This is a genomic window from Cylindrospermopsis sp. CR12 (genome assembly GCF_001432185.1).
GTDB classification, from domain to species: Bacteria; Cyanobacteriota; Cyanobacteriia; order Cyanobacteriales; family Nostocaceae; genus Raphidiopsis; species Raphidiopsis raciborskii.
In genome coordinates, this window is sequence record NZ_LMVE01000120.1 from 40487 (window position 1) to 56668 (window position 16182).

A 16182-nucleotide genomic window follows, 5' to 3' on the forward strand; every position below is an offset into this window, starting at 1 on the left:
ATTTCATGGGTAAATTAAGATCTTATAGGTTTCTGCTGTGGGTGCGATCGCCTGCTCTACTGCTTGATGTAATTTTTCTAAAGGATAGCGATCGCTAATTAATGCCTGAACGTTAATGCGGCGACTAAAAACTATATCTGCTGCTAGACTTTGTAACCTATAGGAGGAACTGTAACTTCCTATTAAGTCTATTTCTCGACGATAGAGAATATTGGGGTTAATGGGTATTTCCACCTCGTCGGGGAATTCGGCAAAAAAGAGTATTTTGCCACCCTTGCGGGTACAGTTCAAGGCTTGAAAAAAGGCTTTATCACTGGGAACTGCCAACAATGCCACATCAGCACCCATTCCTCCCGTCAAGTCTTGGACTTTTTTAGCCAAGTCTGGATCACGAGCATCAAATGCTGCTTCTGCTCCTATCTCCATAGCTTTTTCAATTCTGGATGGTAAAAGATCCGTGGCGATCGCCCTAGCACCAAAATATTGCACCAACATAATAAACATTAACCCAATGGGACCTGCTCCAGTAATTAACACTGTTTGTCCTGGTGCTATTTGAGCTTTTTTTACAGCTTTTAGACAGCAATTAGTAGGTTCTACAAAACTGGCTTCTTCAAAACTAATATGGTCGGGAATGGGGATTAAACCCCCGTTTTCCACAATATGACCTGGCACCTTCACATATTCGGCAAAACCCCCTCCACTGGGGTTAAAACCTGCTGTGGTAGAAATATTTTTATAGACATCGCATACAGAAAAATTTTCATTCAGGCAATAGGCGCAGCGCATACAGGGTATATGATGCATCACTGCTACCCGGTCTCCCACTTGCCAACCGTTGACCTGAGAACCCACTGCAGCAATAGTGCCAGCGGTTTCGTGTCCAAAAATCCGTGGGGGTTCATACAGAGGATAACGGATCTTTTTAATATCCGATTGACATAAACCCACCACTCTTACTTGCACTAATACTTCCTCTGGTGCTAAATGAGGAACTGGAACTTCCTCATAGGATAACTGATTTACGCCTCTAAATACTTGTGCTTTCATTGCTATTTTTAGTTAGTTTAGTTAGGTTTCAGTCGGGAATTAGTGAGCAATCACCACTCCCCAACCATTCTCGTTTAAGCCGTAACCTCTTGAGTTGTTTTTTGATTTATAGCTGCATATAGCCTATTTAAAGCATTCACATAAGCCTGAGCAGAAGCTACAATTATATCTGTATTAGCTGCATGACCGGAAAACACGCGGGACTCGTAACGCAGACGAATGGTTACCTCTCCCAAAGCATCAATTCCAGCTGTCACGGATTGTACAGAAAATTCTATCAGATCATTAGGCACATTCACCACTCGATTGATAGCCCTATAAACCGCGTCTACTGGCCCTGTACCTATGGCCGCATCAGTCAGTTCTTGACCATCTGGAGTGCGAAGAGTTACGGTAGCAGTGGGTCTAGCATTGCTACCACAGGAAACCTGCACCAACTCAATTTTAAACAAATCGGGAACTTGTTTAATTTCATCATTAACAATAGCTTCCAAATCCCAATCTGAGATTTCCTTCTTTTTGTCTGCTACATCCTTAAAACGAATAAATGCCCTATTGAGATCATTTTCCGACAATTCAAAGCCCAACTCTTTTAATCGGGATCTAAAAGCATTCCTGCCCGAATGTTTACCCAATACTATTTGGTTGTCAGTTAATCCAATCGATTGGGCATCCATAATCTCATAAGTGAGTTTATTCTTGAGTACCCCATCTTGGTGAATACCAGATTCATGAGCAAAAGCATTAGCACCCACTATGGCTTTGTTGGGTTGTACCAACATTCCCGTTAAATTGGAAACCAATCGAGAAGTCTTATAAATTTGTCTGGTGTCAATATTGGTTAAAGGTGCTTCCGAATCAGCTGGTCTACCAAAGAACGGATTAAAGTATTGTCGTCTGACATGAAGACCCATGACCAATTCTTCTAGAGCAGCATTACCAGCTCTTTCGCCAATACCATTAATAGTACATTCCAGCTGTCTAGCACCATTCTTTACTGCTTCTAAGAAGTTAGCAACCGCCAGACCCAGGTCATTATGTCCGTGTACAGAAATGATAGCTTGGTTTATATTGGGAACATTTTCCTTAATCCCCCTAATCAAATTGCCAAACTCTCCGGGGGTGGTATAACCCACCGTATCAGGAATATTAACCGTGGTTGCACCAGCAGCTATCACCTCAGTTAAAACCTCATACAAAAATTCTGGATCCGATCTACCAGCATCCTCGGGGGAGAACTCCACATCATTAGTGAAGCTCTTGGCGTATGCTACCATGTCTCGAGCTATAGATACAACTTCTGGGCGAGTCTTCTTCAGCTTGTACTGTAGGTGGATATCAGAAGTAGCGAGAAAAGTATGGATTCGACCCTTAGCTGCTGGTTTAATAGCCGCAGCTGCTGTTTTAATATCATCCTGTTTAGCTCTAGCCAAACTACAAATAATCGGACCCTCTGGCAAACCTACAGTCTCAGCAATTTTGCTCACTGCGGCAAAATCACCCGGACTGGCAAAAGCAAAACCAGCTTCAATCACATCTACCCCCAAACGTGACAACTGTTTGGCTATAACCAGCTTTTCTTCAATGTTTAAGGTAGCTCCTGGACACTGCTCTCCATCTCGCAGCGTGGTATCAAAGATGATAATTCTATCCGCTTGATTGTTCATTGGTTTCGATTTGGTTTTAAGTTAACTAATTGGTAAAGGTTAAAATACCTTGAACTTTATTAAAAGGAATGTAAGAGTCAGTTTAAAGAATGTAGAATTAATAGTTTAAAACTAGCTGATGTATAATTAAATTTCAAATAACCAGCAAATTTATCAATTGGCGGTTAGGGACTTGGCCTGGTTGGACTGATCCATTGATTCCCACTCATAGTTACTGACTCCTTATTCATATCTAACTGTTGCTTTTTGACACTGCCTAGATTAGGTGTAATTCTACTAAGCTTCGGTTTTTTCTATTTGATCTCTAATATCGTTCAGGTCTATATATCTATCAGTAGCATTACGTAACTCTCGGGCAATCATGCCCTCTGTCGACACAACGGTAATATGGGTATTTTTAGAGCGTAACAGCTCAATTGCCCTTTCAAAGTCACCATCTCCACTAAATAAAACTACTCGGTCATACTGATCGACGGTATTGAACATATCCACAACAATTTCAATATCCAAATTTGCTTTTTGTGAATAACGGCCAGAAACATCATCATAGTATTCCTTGAGGATTTTCGTGCGTACCGTATATCCCAGACTAATAAGTGCATCCCGGAAACCACGTTGGTCTTGAGGATCTTTTAAACCAGTGTACCAAAAAGCATTGATTAATGTTGTTTCAGGTTGTTCGTTCTTAAAATATTCTAACACTCGTCGCGGGTCAAAAAACCAGCCATTTTTTTGTTGAGCATAGAACATATTATTTCCGTCTACGAAAATAGACAGACGACTCATGGGCAAAACCATAGAAATTTACACCTAAATAATAAATAAGAATGTAAGTTTAAACAATAGATTATAGCAATTCTTAATTAGAGGGAAATCAGCACCGGGGATCACGGAACAGTTTGACCTGGGACAAAACAGCAACCCAGTCAGGAGAAACAACATAAAAGGGGAGTTAGTTAATTAGATTCCAACTCAGGAAGTCTCCCCATTTCTACTGTTCCCCGGGATCCATCAATGCGTACTTTTTGACCATCTCGTAATAAGTCAGTAGCTCCATGTATATCCATGACCGCAGGAATGCCATATTCCCTGGCCACAATTGCACCATGGGAAAGTTTGCCACCAGTTTCAGCAATCACCCCACCAGCACGAACTAAAATGGTGGCCCACCCAGAATCTGTGTAGGGTACCACTAGAATTGTCTGTTTATTAATTTCCCCTGCTTCCTGAAAATTGCGCACTATCTTCACTTTTCCTATGGCTTGTCCCCGACTGGCTGGAATTCCTACTAAAACTCGGTCAGAAACATTCACTGGTTTAGTTTTAGTCATTGGATAGGGTGGATTGTTGCCATAAACCACCGCCGGAATTTGGCTGATTTCACCATCTTGCCCAAACTGCGATCGCCTGCTGGCTAACAATTTTACTAATTGTTCTGTCAATTGCGGATCTACATCAACAACTAAACGTCTAATCTCACCTAGGTTTAAATAGAAAATGTCTCCCGGTGCTGTTAATAGATGAGATGCTAACCAGGTCTTTTCTAAAGCCAAGAATGTCCAGCGTAATTCGGCCAGAAGTCGAGAATAAACTTCCGTAACTATTCCTTTTAAGTTGACACGATTTTGAACATTGCCCTCCTGGCGTTTTGTGGATCCCTGGTTACTGATAACTTCATGGGTTTCTAGGATCTGTATGAACATCTGCCTAAACAAGTCCGGTTGTTCCTTCCACCTAGGCACAGCAATATCAGTTGCTACTTGACTTAAATAACCATACTCTTCTAAAACCTCCTGGAATTCTTCTACAATCCCTTGACCTGAAGTGGTTTGTGCCAATTGGTCAAAAACTCTTTGAGGTTCTAAATCAGGCAATAGATCTTTTGCTGCTATGGCTAGACGTTGTAAAGAGTGCAATGATGATATTTCAGGAGCATTACTGTGATCAATTTCTTCATCTTTGACACGGAATAATTTCTGGCGGATAGCAGCACTTAAAGGGGATAAAATACTATAGTAGGTAACCTTTTCCAATAAATCCAGAATTTGGTCCACCCTGTTCAAGAGTTGAGATGGTGATAATTCCCCCAAAGACTCATTAGCCAATTGTGTCATTCCGGGAAGAAAGAGTCGGGAGTAATCCAATTTGAACTGCTTTTCTAAAGCAATTTCCCGTTGCAATAGTTTGAGTAATCCCGGTAAGTTCTTGAAAGTCGAAGCTAGGGGGGGACGACTTATTTTCCCACCCCTGGTTAAAAACTCTAAACTTTCTGGCGGTAACCCCATGGCCAGGAACACCTCACCCAACAAGGAAGCATTAAAGTAGGCTCTGGAGTAGTGAAGCGTAGCCATTTTAGTAAAGTCTAGACCAGAAGCACTCTCTCCTAAAACTATGGTAAATAGTTTTCCCCATACTCCACAGGTTAAAGGTAAATTAATCGACCAAGTTAGGGGACGAATCACACCGGGAATCACCTCAGCCGCTATTTTTCTTGTCCAGATGGGCACTAGAGTAGTAATTGGTCGAGCTTGCAAGACCCACAGGGTTTGCCCATCGTAACTCCACTCTATATCCTGGGGAATGCCATAATAATTGTCTTCTACCCTTCTGGCCAGATAGGCTACTTGTTTGATTAATGACTGAGGAATTTTTCCCTCTCCCTCAAATTGCACCGTAGATAATTTATCTTCCCCCAACACAAACAGACGATATTGTTCGGGTGTTACCTTCCCAGAAACTACTTGCTCTGGAGTTCCTACCACAGCCTCAATTACTACTGCATCCCCCTGTTGAGAAATGGGATCACGACTAAATGCTACCCCCGAATAAACACTTTGTATCTGAGGTTGGATTAGTACAGCCATACCCACATCCTTTACCCCTAAGTCCTGTCTATACTTTACCGCATTCTCACTATTGTAGGATCTCTTAACCTCTGCGATCGCCAGACTTAAACCTTGCTTGCTAGTAACATTTAGCACTGTCGTATATTGTCCGGCTGCGGATGCCTGTTGGGAGTCCTCACCAATAGCAGAAGAGCGAACTACCAGGGGTGACAATGGAGATGGTTGGAGGAAATTAATCAACTGGCCAGGATCGTCAAAAGGAGCTAAAACCCAACCTTTAGGTACGGAGTAACCCCGGCGCTTAACCTGTGATAATGTAGCGGATTTAGCACCAAATACCTCCGGATCTAACACATCATCTAAAGTAATAATAGTTGGTTTACTACCACTTAAATACTCCATTATTGGTTTAACTAGCAGCTGTGCTCCCTGGGGTGGTAATTCCAGGTCATCAGGGATTTGTTGATAAATCCACCCCATTAAACCGGCCAAAGTAAAGGCGGCAATAATTTTACTGAGGTCTTGACCATGGAGGAAGGCCACCAGCACAGGAAATAGAATCAGCACCCCAAATTGGATTACCTGTCTAGAACGGAGAAGGAGAAAGCCAATAGCTGCTGACAAAGTGACACATCCTGCTATCAATGGGTCATGGAGCAAAAATCCCCAGGACACATTGGTAGTTCCTGCACCCCTGGTGAAAGTGTATCTACCTATGACTAAAGCAATGAGAGCAATTAATTCCCAAAAGGATCCTTGGGGGAAGAATATCCGAGTAATTAACACAGCAGCGATTCCCTTCAGAGCTTCCGAGATCACTGCTAAAACACCTACCACTCTTCCTCCGTGATAAAATGCTGCTGCTACACTAAGATTACCAGTACCCACTTGTTCTAATCGCCTACCCTTGATTATTCCGGTTATCCAAGCAATGATTGGCATTGCGCCCAAAAGTGGACAAGTAATTAAAATAACTAATAAACCCCAAAACTGAGACATTATATGAATATTTATTGATTTATTGTTGTGTGTAATGTATTCTTACTTGAAAACTAGGTTAGGTTTTGGCAAGGTAAGTACCTGTAGCTCCCACCATCCGCGTCCTAGAAAGTATGGAAAAGCTACAGGCCTAGTCGAAATCTTAATAGACTTAGCCCAATGCGTATGCTGATCTCAAAGCCCAGATAATGAGTATTGCTATAGAACCTAATACCAATACAGTAGATACCATTACTAGCTTGGGAGAGTCCGCACCCTCAAACTTCATAATTCCGCGATTCAAGTCGGACATACTTTTATGGCCCTCCTTTGTTAGAGTTAGAGTCTGTCCGAATTGATTGTAATCCTTCCTTTGACTAATTGGGGTTAAATTTAGGTTATTTTTATTAAAGTAGTCAATAAAATGTCCGCGAATGCGGACATATATCAGGGCTTGTTGTTACTTTTGTTGGCTACAATCATGGATGGAACATGATGCTTTTATATTTGACCACTAGGAACAAAAAGTCAAGGGTTTAGTAGTGTTTAATTAGACATAATTACAGCAATTATGAGAATTATGCAATTTATAAACTATACTGAGTAGCGCCTTGATGTATAAACCCAAGTTTTCTCTGGAGGAGATTCTATTTTTTTAGTATGGGAAGAGCCAACAATAATTAAAGTTCGCATATCCGCATCCCTAGGTTCTAACTCCTGTAAACTTATGACCTTTAAGATTTGTCCTGGTCTGCCAATATTACGTCCTAATATTATGGGGGTATGAGGTTTTCTGTATTGTAATAATATATTCTTAGCTGCTGTCAATTGCCAAGTTCTGGTTTGGGAAATTGGATTATAAAATGCAATGACAAAATCCCCCTGAGCAGCATGAGTAATTCGTTGAGCAATGACTTCCCAGGGCTTTAAAATATCCGAGAGAGAGATAACACAAAAATCATGACCTAGGGGGGCGCCAACCGCAGCAGCAGTGGCCTGCATAGCAGAAATACCTGGAGCAACTTCAATATCAATGGTTTGCCATTCTGGTTGGTCATATTGACCTTTATCTAGCACATCAAAAACTGCTGTAGCCATGGCATAAATACCTGGATCTCCTGAAGAAACCACTGCCACATATCGTCCTTGAGCTGCTAAATCTAGGGCTTTTTTGGCGCGGGATTCTTCTTCTCGGTTGTCTGATTCATGTATGTTCTTACCATCAGCTAGAGGACCAATTAGATTGATATAAGTTTTATAACCGACTAAATCAGTAGCACTGTGAAGAATTTCCTGTACTTGAGGAGACATCCATTGCATTCCTCCTGGTCCCGTACCGATAATAGTCAGTTTTCCCCTGGGTTGCCCAATAGTTTCCGGGTCAATAATTTCTTGAGAAATACCCAGGGTAATTGGAGAAAATGGTGAATGAAAGGATGTATGATAGGCTATGGTCGCACCAACCACCGCTTCATGAAAACTGCATCCTTGATCAGTTAGTTCTTGGATCTGATTTGTGGTCAGAAATCTCACCGGTAAGCAAAAAGTTTTGCTAATATCCTGCAAAATAGCGTTATTAGCTAAAGTAAGAGGAGCAATTATCACTGCCAAGGCGTGGGGAGAAATTTCTGATGTTGTCAATAATTCATAAATATGGTTGAGTGTTTGTGAATGAAGGGAGGATAAAATAACTGCCACCCTTTGTGGGTGATAGACTAAACAATTAGATGGGGGAATTAGGTTTTTTTCCGTAACTTGAATAGTTAATTCTCCCCTGTCATCAATGGGCAAATTACTCCCACTCAACCAAGGAGCTATACCCTGTAATTTAACTTTTGCTCCTGCTAATAAATCAGCTATAAATTTTTTTCCGTTGTCTGGATTAACTAAATAATAACCCCTGGGTGGAGATAATAAAGCGGTGCGAAATCTTAAATCTCCCGTAGTTGTAATGGCAGGTTTTATATTTAAACCGGCTCCTATTTGCCGTGCTAGTTCGTTTACTCCAGTTAACCCACCCAATAGAGGAACCACTGCGCTACCATCTTCCGCCACAGCTAGTAAAGGTGGTTCTTGATTTTTATGGGTAATTAAAGATGCCACCGTTCTAATTAAAATACCCGCAGCACATATACCAATTATGGGGGTTCCCGTCACAAACAATTGTCGCAGGGTATCTCCAAAATCAGTAAAGCTCACATCCACATCAGAGGTACGATTGGCTAAACCATATATTTTGGCACCCGGTATAACGCCAACAATTTTTTTTGCCACTATGAGACTATTCTGACTGAGAATTATAACCACCGGTTTTGTTGTGTTTTTTTCCAATCTATCCATAATATTATTGTCACAATGTAATTTGCTGTAATTAGACAAAATCAAATTTAATCACATTTAGTCTGTAAACTACAGTCTTTGTTTAGTAGGTATGACAATCATCGAAAAATAAGGTACTCCTTCAGGGTCTACCTCATCCAGTGGCACAATTCTCTGTTGTGTAGTAGTTGCGCGTTCAATATACTTTGCTCGGGAACTTAGTCCCAATTGATGCAGCACATCCCGGATTTTGACAAAATGACGACCGATCTTCATAATAGCAGCAGCATCAGCGGAAAGAAGTTGACTAATTAACATTTCTCTAGGCAGCGTACCCGGTAAAACCTTCAAAATATCATTATAATAAGTAAAAGGTACACCCAAAGAAATCGGACAAGCCATTAAAGAAGAAATCCCGGGCACCACCTCCGTCTGATACTTATCTGAAAGTCGAGTAAATATATACATAAAAGATCCATAAAAAAACGGATCTCCTTCGCATAATACCACCACATCCCGACCAGCTGCCAAATGTGACCCAATAGGTTCAACCTCGCGATCATAGATATCTTTAGCCTTTTCCGGTTCCAGAGCGCGGGGAAGATGATATAAAACCTCTATTTGATTCCCAGGTAAGTAGGGAGAGACAATTTTTCTAGCAATACTTTCTCGATCTATAGCTGACTGATAGGCAATAACAGAAGCAGAACGTATTAAACGCAATGCTTTTAATGTTAACAGTTCCGGATCTCCAGGACCAACCCCAACTCCATACAAACGACCTTTTAAATTCATGTTTCTTCCTCGCATGCTAGCGCATTAATAGCAGAAGCGGCGATCGCACTTCCACCCCGTCTACCATGTAAAGTTAAAAATGGCACACCACGACTGTTCTCCGCCAGGGCGGCCTTAGATTCAGCAGCGCCGACAAAACCCACAGGAAAGCCTAGAATCAGAGCTGGACGTGGCACTCCTTCATCCAACATTTCTAGCAATCTAAATAATGCCGTAGGAGCATTACCAATAGCCACAACCGCACCATCAAGATGAAATCGCCATAGTTCCAGAGCTGCTGCTGAACGGGTATTGCCTAACCGTTTAGCTATTGTGGGCACTTCTGGATCATTCAAAGAACAAATAATAGCATTCGTAGTAGGTAATCTTTTTTTAGTGATTCCCTGTGCAACCATCTGACAATCACATAAAATAGGTGCGCCAGAAGCCAAAGCCTTTTTGCCTAAATTTACCGCATCTAGTGAGTACGCTAAGTCTTTTACTATATCCGTCATACCACAGGCATGAATTAAACGCACAGCTATCTTTGCTACATCCTCCGGAAGACTATCTAATTGTGCTTCCGAGCGGATAATGTCAAAAGATTTTTTGTATATTTCTCCAGCATCTCGTATATAATTATACATAAACTATACATAAAATAGAAAAATTGCAAGATTAAAAACACTAAACTGAGAGTTGAGTGAAAAACTCCTTGAGTTGAGATATATCATAACGATTGGCAAACTCGGTAAAGGACTCTTGAGGACTCAGACGATTAAGTATATATACTTTGAATATATTTTCCATGAGTTGAGGTAATTGGGCAAAGGGGAAATTTTCATAAATTGGGCGGTAAATATTATTACCAATATACACTTGATATGCTGGGACAGATTGATTTTCTTGCTCAATGTTGACCCCAAGTAATGTAATATCACTTTCAGTGTGTTGGGCGCAAGACTTAGGACAGCCAGTGAAATGAATATTAATATGGGAATCTAGATTTATATGGGTTTGTAAATATTCGCTTAATATCAAAGCATGGGTTTTTGTGTCCGTAGCAGAAGAGGAGCAACCACTGCTTCCGGAACAGGAGACCAACCCACTTTTTATGTTTGTAGGTGAGTAGTCAAGTTGCAAATCATGAATTTCCGAAGTTACCCAAGAAAGGTGTTGTTGAGGAATATTAGTGAGCAGTAAATTTTGCCAAGGGGTTAGTCTCAGTTCACCGGAGCCATATTGGGTTGCCATATTAGCCAATCGGCGAACTTGCCAAGTTTGTAATCGCCCCAGAGGTAAAACCAGACCAATATAAAACATTCCTGATTGTTTTTGGGGATGAATACCCAAATGGAAAACCTGGTCATGTTTTTGAGAGTTAAATTTGTGGTTAGGCAAAAGATTTGGAGAAGGAGCATGGGAGACTTGAAATTCCAGATCCCTTATCTTTTCTAAATCAAGTAACCTACTTTTATGTAAAAGCACCAACACTTTATGTAAGAAACATTGCCATCCCACATTATTAATTACCTCTCGTAATCGGGGTTTGTGTTTAGCAAAGCATTCTTTAGAGAGCAAAGTGTATTCCAGATAGACTTGTGCCACAGATCCCAACACGGGTATACATTGTTCAGGAGTCAACCAAAGAGAGAAATTTGGGGAAAAATTTTCCTTTCCAGTGGCACAAAAATAAAAAATGGGATATATTAGTTGATGTCCCCATTTCCCCGTAGGAAAGAACTTAGGTTCTTTCCTACCCCCCCCAACAAGTAAAGGAGTAGCATCCAGAGCAGTAAGAGATATGTCATTGGGAAAACTGGCGATAGATACTTTACCACCACCATCAAAACCCACACTAAACTTAGCTGAAAGCTCCCCTAGTTGGGGTTGATTATTAATATATTGCTCCCAATCTTGAATGAGCGGGCGAACATCTATTAACTCTCCTGGGTCTATACCAGCAGTAGGGCTAGTCATGATATTGCGGAGATGGTCTATAGCGGGATTAACAGCAGCCATACCAGAAGTTTGTAGGGTGTGCAGGTCATCCGTACTTATTTCCCGCTGAATTTCTCGGATTTGTAAGTTAGCGCGATTAGTAATATCAACATAACCACCCCCATAATCGTCAGCCATATTAGCGATCAGATGAAATTGTTGGCTATTTAAAATGCCACCAGGGGTGCGGATGCGACAGAGAATGCCATCTTGGGCAAAAGTGTTATAAAATAGACCGGGACAAGCTGTAAATGGACTTAACAAAACAAATCTCCGTGCGACGCGGGGACAGAATAGGTGGAGGTTCTTAGAAGTGGCATTCTGACTTGTGCAATTTTTAGATTTTAGACCTTGAGACCAAATAGGTAAGGCGTCTAGAATCGTTGGTTGCTCAACAGCTGCGGCACAGTCCCGGAATTTCACCGGAGTTTCCCACATCTAAGAACTTGTGCGAACTGGCAATTCAAAACTTCAGGAATTAGTTTTATTGCGATACTTTTTTGCTAACTAAGTAGGGAGGCACAATTATTTGTTAGGACGAGTTAGCGGTAGGGTAACCCATACTGATTAACTAGCTGATTGCCATTGTAACACAATTATTTTATTTTTTCAAGACTTTCTACGATTTTGCGGAAATGCTATATCTCCCCTTACGAATTACGAATAGCCACAGCTAGGAAAAAAATATGCCTCGCCAAATACCCTGAGTTATAGTATAATCATACCCAAATGTACATACCTTAACAACAATTACCTCTGTGGGAGTAGTATATATAGGCGATCGCGCAACGGGTAAGACACACTTAGCCCTAGAATTAACCAATCCGAGACATGAACATGTGAAAGTTACCAGTCCAGACTATGACCAACTTAAGTTATTATTACTAGATGAAAACTCCATGTCTAAACCTACGGACACACTAAAGCCCTATCAAAGGTATTTAGAAATGAATGTTCAACTGCCATCTGGCAATAAAAGGGTTGAATTAGACTGGATTGACACCGGAGGGGAAGTATGGCGGGGAAATTGGCAAAGGGATAATTCTGACAAATGGAAAGACTACTTAGAACCCATTCGTCAGAGTGAGGGGATATTACTCATTCTTCCACCCCATAGGGGAATGACCTTTCAACCTGGTGTAGACACCCAAGAATTTCCCACAGAGCAACAATGGTGTAATCGTTTTGAAACCTGGGTGACATTTTTCTGTGACCAGTGTCCCCAAATTAGACATTTAGCCATTTGTCTCAACAAAGCCGACTTATTTTGTGATCTATCCCAAGAGGGACAGAAACTGGCCTATAGACCTTATAATAGTCCCTGTAATTGGCAACAAAGACATGAACACGTACTAAAAAAATATTTTCGTCCCGTGTATTCCCAAATCCGGAGATTAGGTGAAGGTATGAGCAGTCCATCCGTAAAATGTTTTATCACATCAATTTACCATCGAAGCTTATTAGAACTACCTTGGATTTACTTAGGCAGTTTTTTAGGTAAATAAGATAACTTTGTTGACACTAGGCAAAAAACATTTTAAAAAAGGTTACCCAACTAAAAAAGAACTAAAAAGGGGAAGAGTATGAGTAATATCCATATAATTGGGCCCCAGGCCGCAGGTAAAACCACATATTTAGCAGCTTTAGCCTACCAACCAGAGACATCGAGATCACCCGTGAGACAGGCCAATATTAAGGTAAAGACATTAAATGAAGAAACCAGAGAACTAGTAGACAAAGCAGAAAACATAATTTTAGAAGGAGCTTCTTTAGAACCCACCCAGAAATATGTCAAAACCATTGATGATTTAAAAGTTTACTCATTTTTAATTGAAATCAAGAGAAAATGGCGGAACCTAGAGAGACTACAACTAACAGTAAGAGACTACCCAGGAGAAGTTTTTAAAGAGTTAGAATCTGGTTCTAGGGATCCGATACATGAAGAATTTATAAACGAGTGTTTGAGCGCAGACACCCAGGGTTGTTTAATCCTGCTAACCGAGTGGGAACAAGGGATGGACAAATTTTATAAACGAGTATTCAGAAGATTTATAGCCCTGATGGATGAACAACAAAGATTGCAAAATTTGCGATTAGCCATAGCCATGAGCAAATGTGAGAGAGGGGAATTATGGCCTGGTAGATTAGATCCTGAAAGCGACCTATTTGCCATTCACTTTCCAGACACACTACGCTTGTTAAGAGACAATATTCCCCCGAAAAACCTAGAATTTTATGCCATATCCGCCTTTGGAGTTTTAAGTAACAAAGATCCCCGACCCAACCGTAAAGAAGAACTAGGAAAAAAAGACAGATATTCTGTTTTAAGAGATCCCGACAGATGGTCACCATACTGTTTAGTATCCCCCCTTTATTGGTTAAGTACAGGTAAGAGGATCCAAGGATATGTTTAACTTCTTCAAAAAGAAAGATAAAACATCACAGGATAGTGCCTCAGTGAGACTAATAGGCGATCGCACTGCGGGGAAGACCACCTATATGGCATCCTTAGCGAGGTGGCCAAATGCCAACCCTGAAAGTTTAGTGCAAGCAGTAACAGCCATAGACGAAGGGGGACAGGATCTAATCAGCAAAGCACAAAACATACTAGAGCAGGGACTAGAACTAGAAAGTACCCAACTATCCTCCAACGTATCAGACGTTAGAGATTGCACCCTGCAAATCACCCTAAAAGAGAAAAATCAACTACTGAATTTAAACGTCAGTTGTAAAGACTACTCAGGGGAATTTTTTAGAGACCTATTGCACCAAAACAATTCCCAACTAGAGGAATATTTAGAAGATTGCGTCCAGGCCAATGGTATTATATTTTTAGTTGATGGTAGTAGTAGACGTAAGGATTCAGAGTATGTGAATGGGTTAGATAAGTTTTTGTTACTATTAGATCGGAATGATATAGCGGGGAGTAAAAAGAGGATTGCTCTAGTATTAAATAAATGTGAACAACCGGACCTATGGGTAAACCGAAATAAACCAGAATACCTAGCATCTGCGAGATTTCCCCAAGTGTGTAGTAGATTAAAGGCCTGGCAAAAAATGGGAGGGGGGAACATAGAGTTTTTTACAGCATCAGCATTTGGCATGTTGGGTACTAAGTACCCGGAACCCAATGTAAACTTATTGACCAGAGGGAGATCAGGAGTGACAGCAGTGATTAGAAATCCCAAATTATGGAGACCCTTTGGTTTAATTGCTCCCATTTATTGGCTATGTAAAGGTTCTCGTCATCCACAACTAGATAACGGTTAAAAATATGAACTCATCCGACAATAAAATCTACGAAATCCACGAATTTAGTACAGGTATTCAATTTGAGCAGCGAGGTAATAGTTGGGTTTCTACAGGGTTTACTGGGCGATATATGAACAGCACCATGGGGGAGGAGATTCCCAAAGTGGTAGAGAGGTCAATTGCCAATGAAGAATTTGCCCTAGCGGAAGGATCATCCACAGAGAAACCAGCAATAATTGCCAGAATATTAGGGAGCGGGGATGATATTTGGTCAGTGATAGCAGTGGTTACCAGGGGGAGAGATGAAGTAGGGAGGAGTGCAGCTTTTCACCGTTATTTTTTATGTCAGGGAGATCATAAACTGAGGGTGATATTAGCCTGGTGGGAACAAAATAACCGACCAACATTTAACCCTCTGGATAAACAAGATGAAGGTAGTCCCCATATATTTGAAGGGAAGATACCACAACCACCAGATTTAGAGCAAATATTGCCATTATTCAAGGTACAAACTAAACCAGAGGAAGAGCAAAGATTATCATCCCCCGCACAACAATCTGAATTTACACAGGAACTCTCACAACCATCACATGTACAAACTGAACCGCACGGAGAGCAAAGATTGTCATCCCGTGATCAACAACCTGTATCTACATGGGGATCCCAACAATCATCTGAACCACAGGTGGGTGGACACCAATCTACACAGAGAGTTCAACCATTATCATTCGAGATAGGAAAGCCATCAGGACAGCAAAGATTATCATCCCCCGCACAACAATCTGAATTTACACAGGAACTTTCACAACCGTCAGATGTACAAACTGAACTACAGGGACAGCAAAGATTCCCATCTCCTGCTCAGCAACCTGTATGTACATGGGGATACCAACAACCCTCTGAACCACAAGTGGAGGAATACTCCCTATTTGAGCAATTAAGTCCCATAGTTTTAGAGCCAAATGTCCAGTATGATTTATATACCATCAACGTATTAGCAATTAACAAATGGAACTCCTGTAAAAATGGACTACCAGTATGTTGGGCATTTGACGTAGAAGCACTAGTCAAACCAGAAAGATTTCAGGTGATTAAACCAGCATCCCAAAAAGCAAGAGATGGAATAAACAGAGCGATCGCAGCTGGGAGTAGAGTGGTCAGAAATGCAGTAAACATTGATGAAGCAGCATTAAAATCTGCTCTCAGGAGTTTAGCAAATAGTTCTCAAGTGAAACCCGAATCGGTAGAAACCATTATAAATGGGTTAAATAATAAAGATGTCACCCGTGAATATT

11 protein-coding genes and 1 pseudogene are annotated in these 16182 nt (G+C 41.0%); 4 read left to right on the forward strand and 8 right to left on the reverse strand.

What is annotated here, in order from left to right:
- Window positions 1–3: 3 nt before the first annotated feature.
- The 8 genes from ASL19_RS13660 to ASL19_RS13700 all read right to left on the reverse strand — a co-directional run bounded on the left by ASL19_RS13660 (window position 4) and on the right by ASL19_RS13700 (window position 12073).
- Window positions 4–1050 (reverse strand): zinc-dependent dehydrogenase, encoded by a 1047-nt coding sequence (locus tag ASL19_RS13660; RefSeq protein WP_057178759.1) that lies wholly within the window; start codon window positions 1048–1050, stop codon window positions 4–6.
- A 74-nt stretch (window positions 1051–1124) separates the two neighbouring features.
- The gene (locus tag ASL19_RS13665; RefSeq protein ID WP_006278854.1) at window positions 1125–2717 is read right to left on the reverse strand and encodes a 2-isopropylmalate synthase; all 1593 of its coding nucleotides are present in this window, start codon (window positions 2715–2717) and stop codon (window positions 1125–1127) included.
- 276 nt (window positions 2718–2993) lie between these two features.
- Window positions 2994–3515: an NYN domain-containing protein gene (locus tag ASL19_RS13670; RefSeq protein WP_006278855.1), complete on the reverse strand. Its 522-nt coding sequence runs from the start codon at window positions 3513–3515 to the stop codon at window positions 2994–2996.
- Window positions 3516–3673: 158 nt separating this feature from the next.
- Window positions 3674–6562 (reverse strand): glycerol-3-phosphate acyltransferase, encoded by a 2889-nt coding sequence (locus ASL19_RS13675; RefSeq protein ID WP_057178760.1) that lies wholly within the window; start codon window positions 6560–6562, stop codon window positions 3674–3676.
- 573 nt (window positions 6563–7135) lie between these two features.
- Window positions 7136–8881, reverse strand: a complete 1746-nt coding sequence (cobJ, locus tag ASL19_RS13685) for a precorrin-3B C(17)-methyltransferase (RefSeq protein WP_057178761.1) — start codon at window positions 8879–8881, stop codon at window positions 7136–7138.
- A gap of 69 nt (window positions 8882–8950) precedes the next feature.
- Window positions 8951–9655, reverse strand: coding sequence for a precorrin-2 C(20)-methyltransferase (locus ASL19_RS13690; protein ID WP_006278860.1), 705 nt, complete (start codon window positions 9653–9655; stop codon window positions 8951–8953).
- Window positions 9652–10281: a precorrin-8X methylmutase gene (locus ASL19_RS13695; protein ID WP_057178762.1), complete on the reverse strand. Its 630-nt coding sequence runs from the start codon at window positions 10279–10281 to the stop codon at window positions 9652–9654. The genes ASL19_RS13690 and ASL19_RS13695 overlap by 4 nt, the downstream gene beginning before the upstream one ends.
- Before the next feature lie 40 nt (window positions 10282–10321).
- Window positions 10322–12073: a hypothetical protein gene (locus ASL19_RS13700; protein ID WP_235529007.1), complete on the reverse strand. Its 1752-nt coding sequence runs from the start codon at window positions 12071–12073 to the stop codon at window positions 10322–10324.
- 320 nt (window positions 12074–12393) lie between these two features.
- Here ASL19_RS13700 and ASL19_RS13705 point away from each other — a divergent pair, with 320 nt between their 5' ends.
- The 4 genes and pseudogenes from ASL19_RS13705 to ASL19_RS18705 all read left to right on the forward strand — a co-directional run.
- Window positions 12394–13140, forward strand: a complete 747-nt coding sequence (locus tag ASL19_RS13705) for a hypothetical protein (protein ID WP_057178763.1) — start codon at window positions 12394–12396, stop codon at window positions 13138–13140.
- 78 nt (window positions 13141–13218) lie between these two features.
- A complete protein-coding gene (locus ASL19_RS13710) occupies window positions 13219–14049 on the forward strand; it encodes a hypothetical protein (RefSeq protein WP_057178764.1) in 831 nt (276 codons plus the stop codon).
- Window positions 14042–14905: a GTPase domain-containing protein gene (locus ASL19_RS13715; RefSeq protein WP_006278865.1), complete on the forward strand. Its 864-nt coding sequence runs from the start codon at window positions 14042–14044 to the stop codon at window positions 14903–14905. The genes ASL19_RS13710 and ASL19_RS13715 overlap by 8 nt, the downstream gene beginning before the upstream one ends.
- Before the next feature lie 4 nt (window positions 14906–14909).
- Window positions 14910–16182: pseudogene (locus tag ASL19_RS18705) on the forward strand (hypothetical protein); the annotation flags it as partial.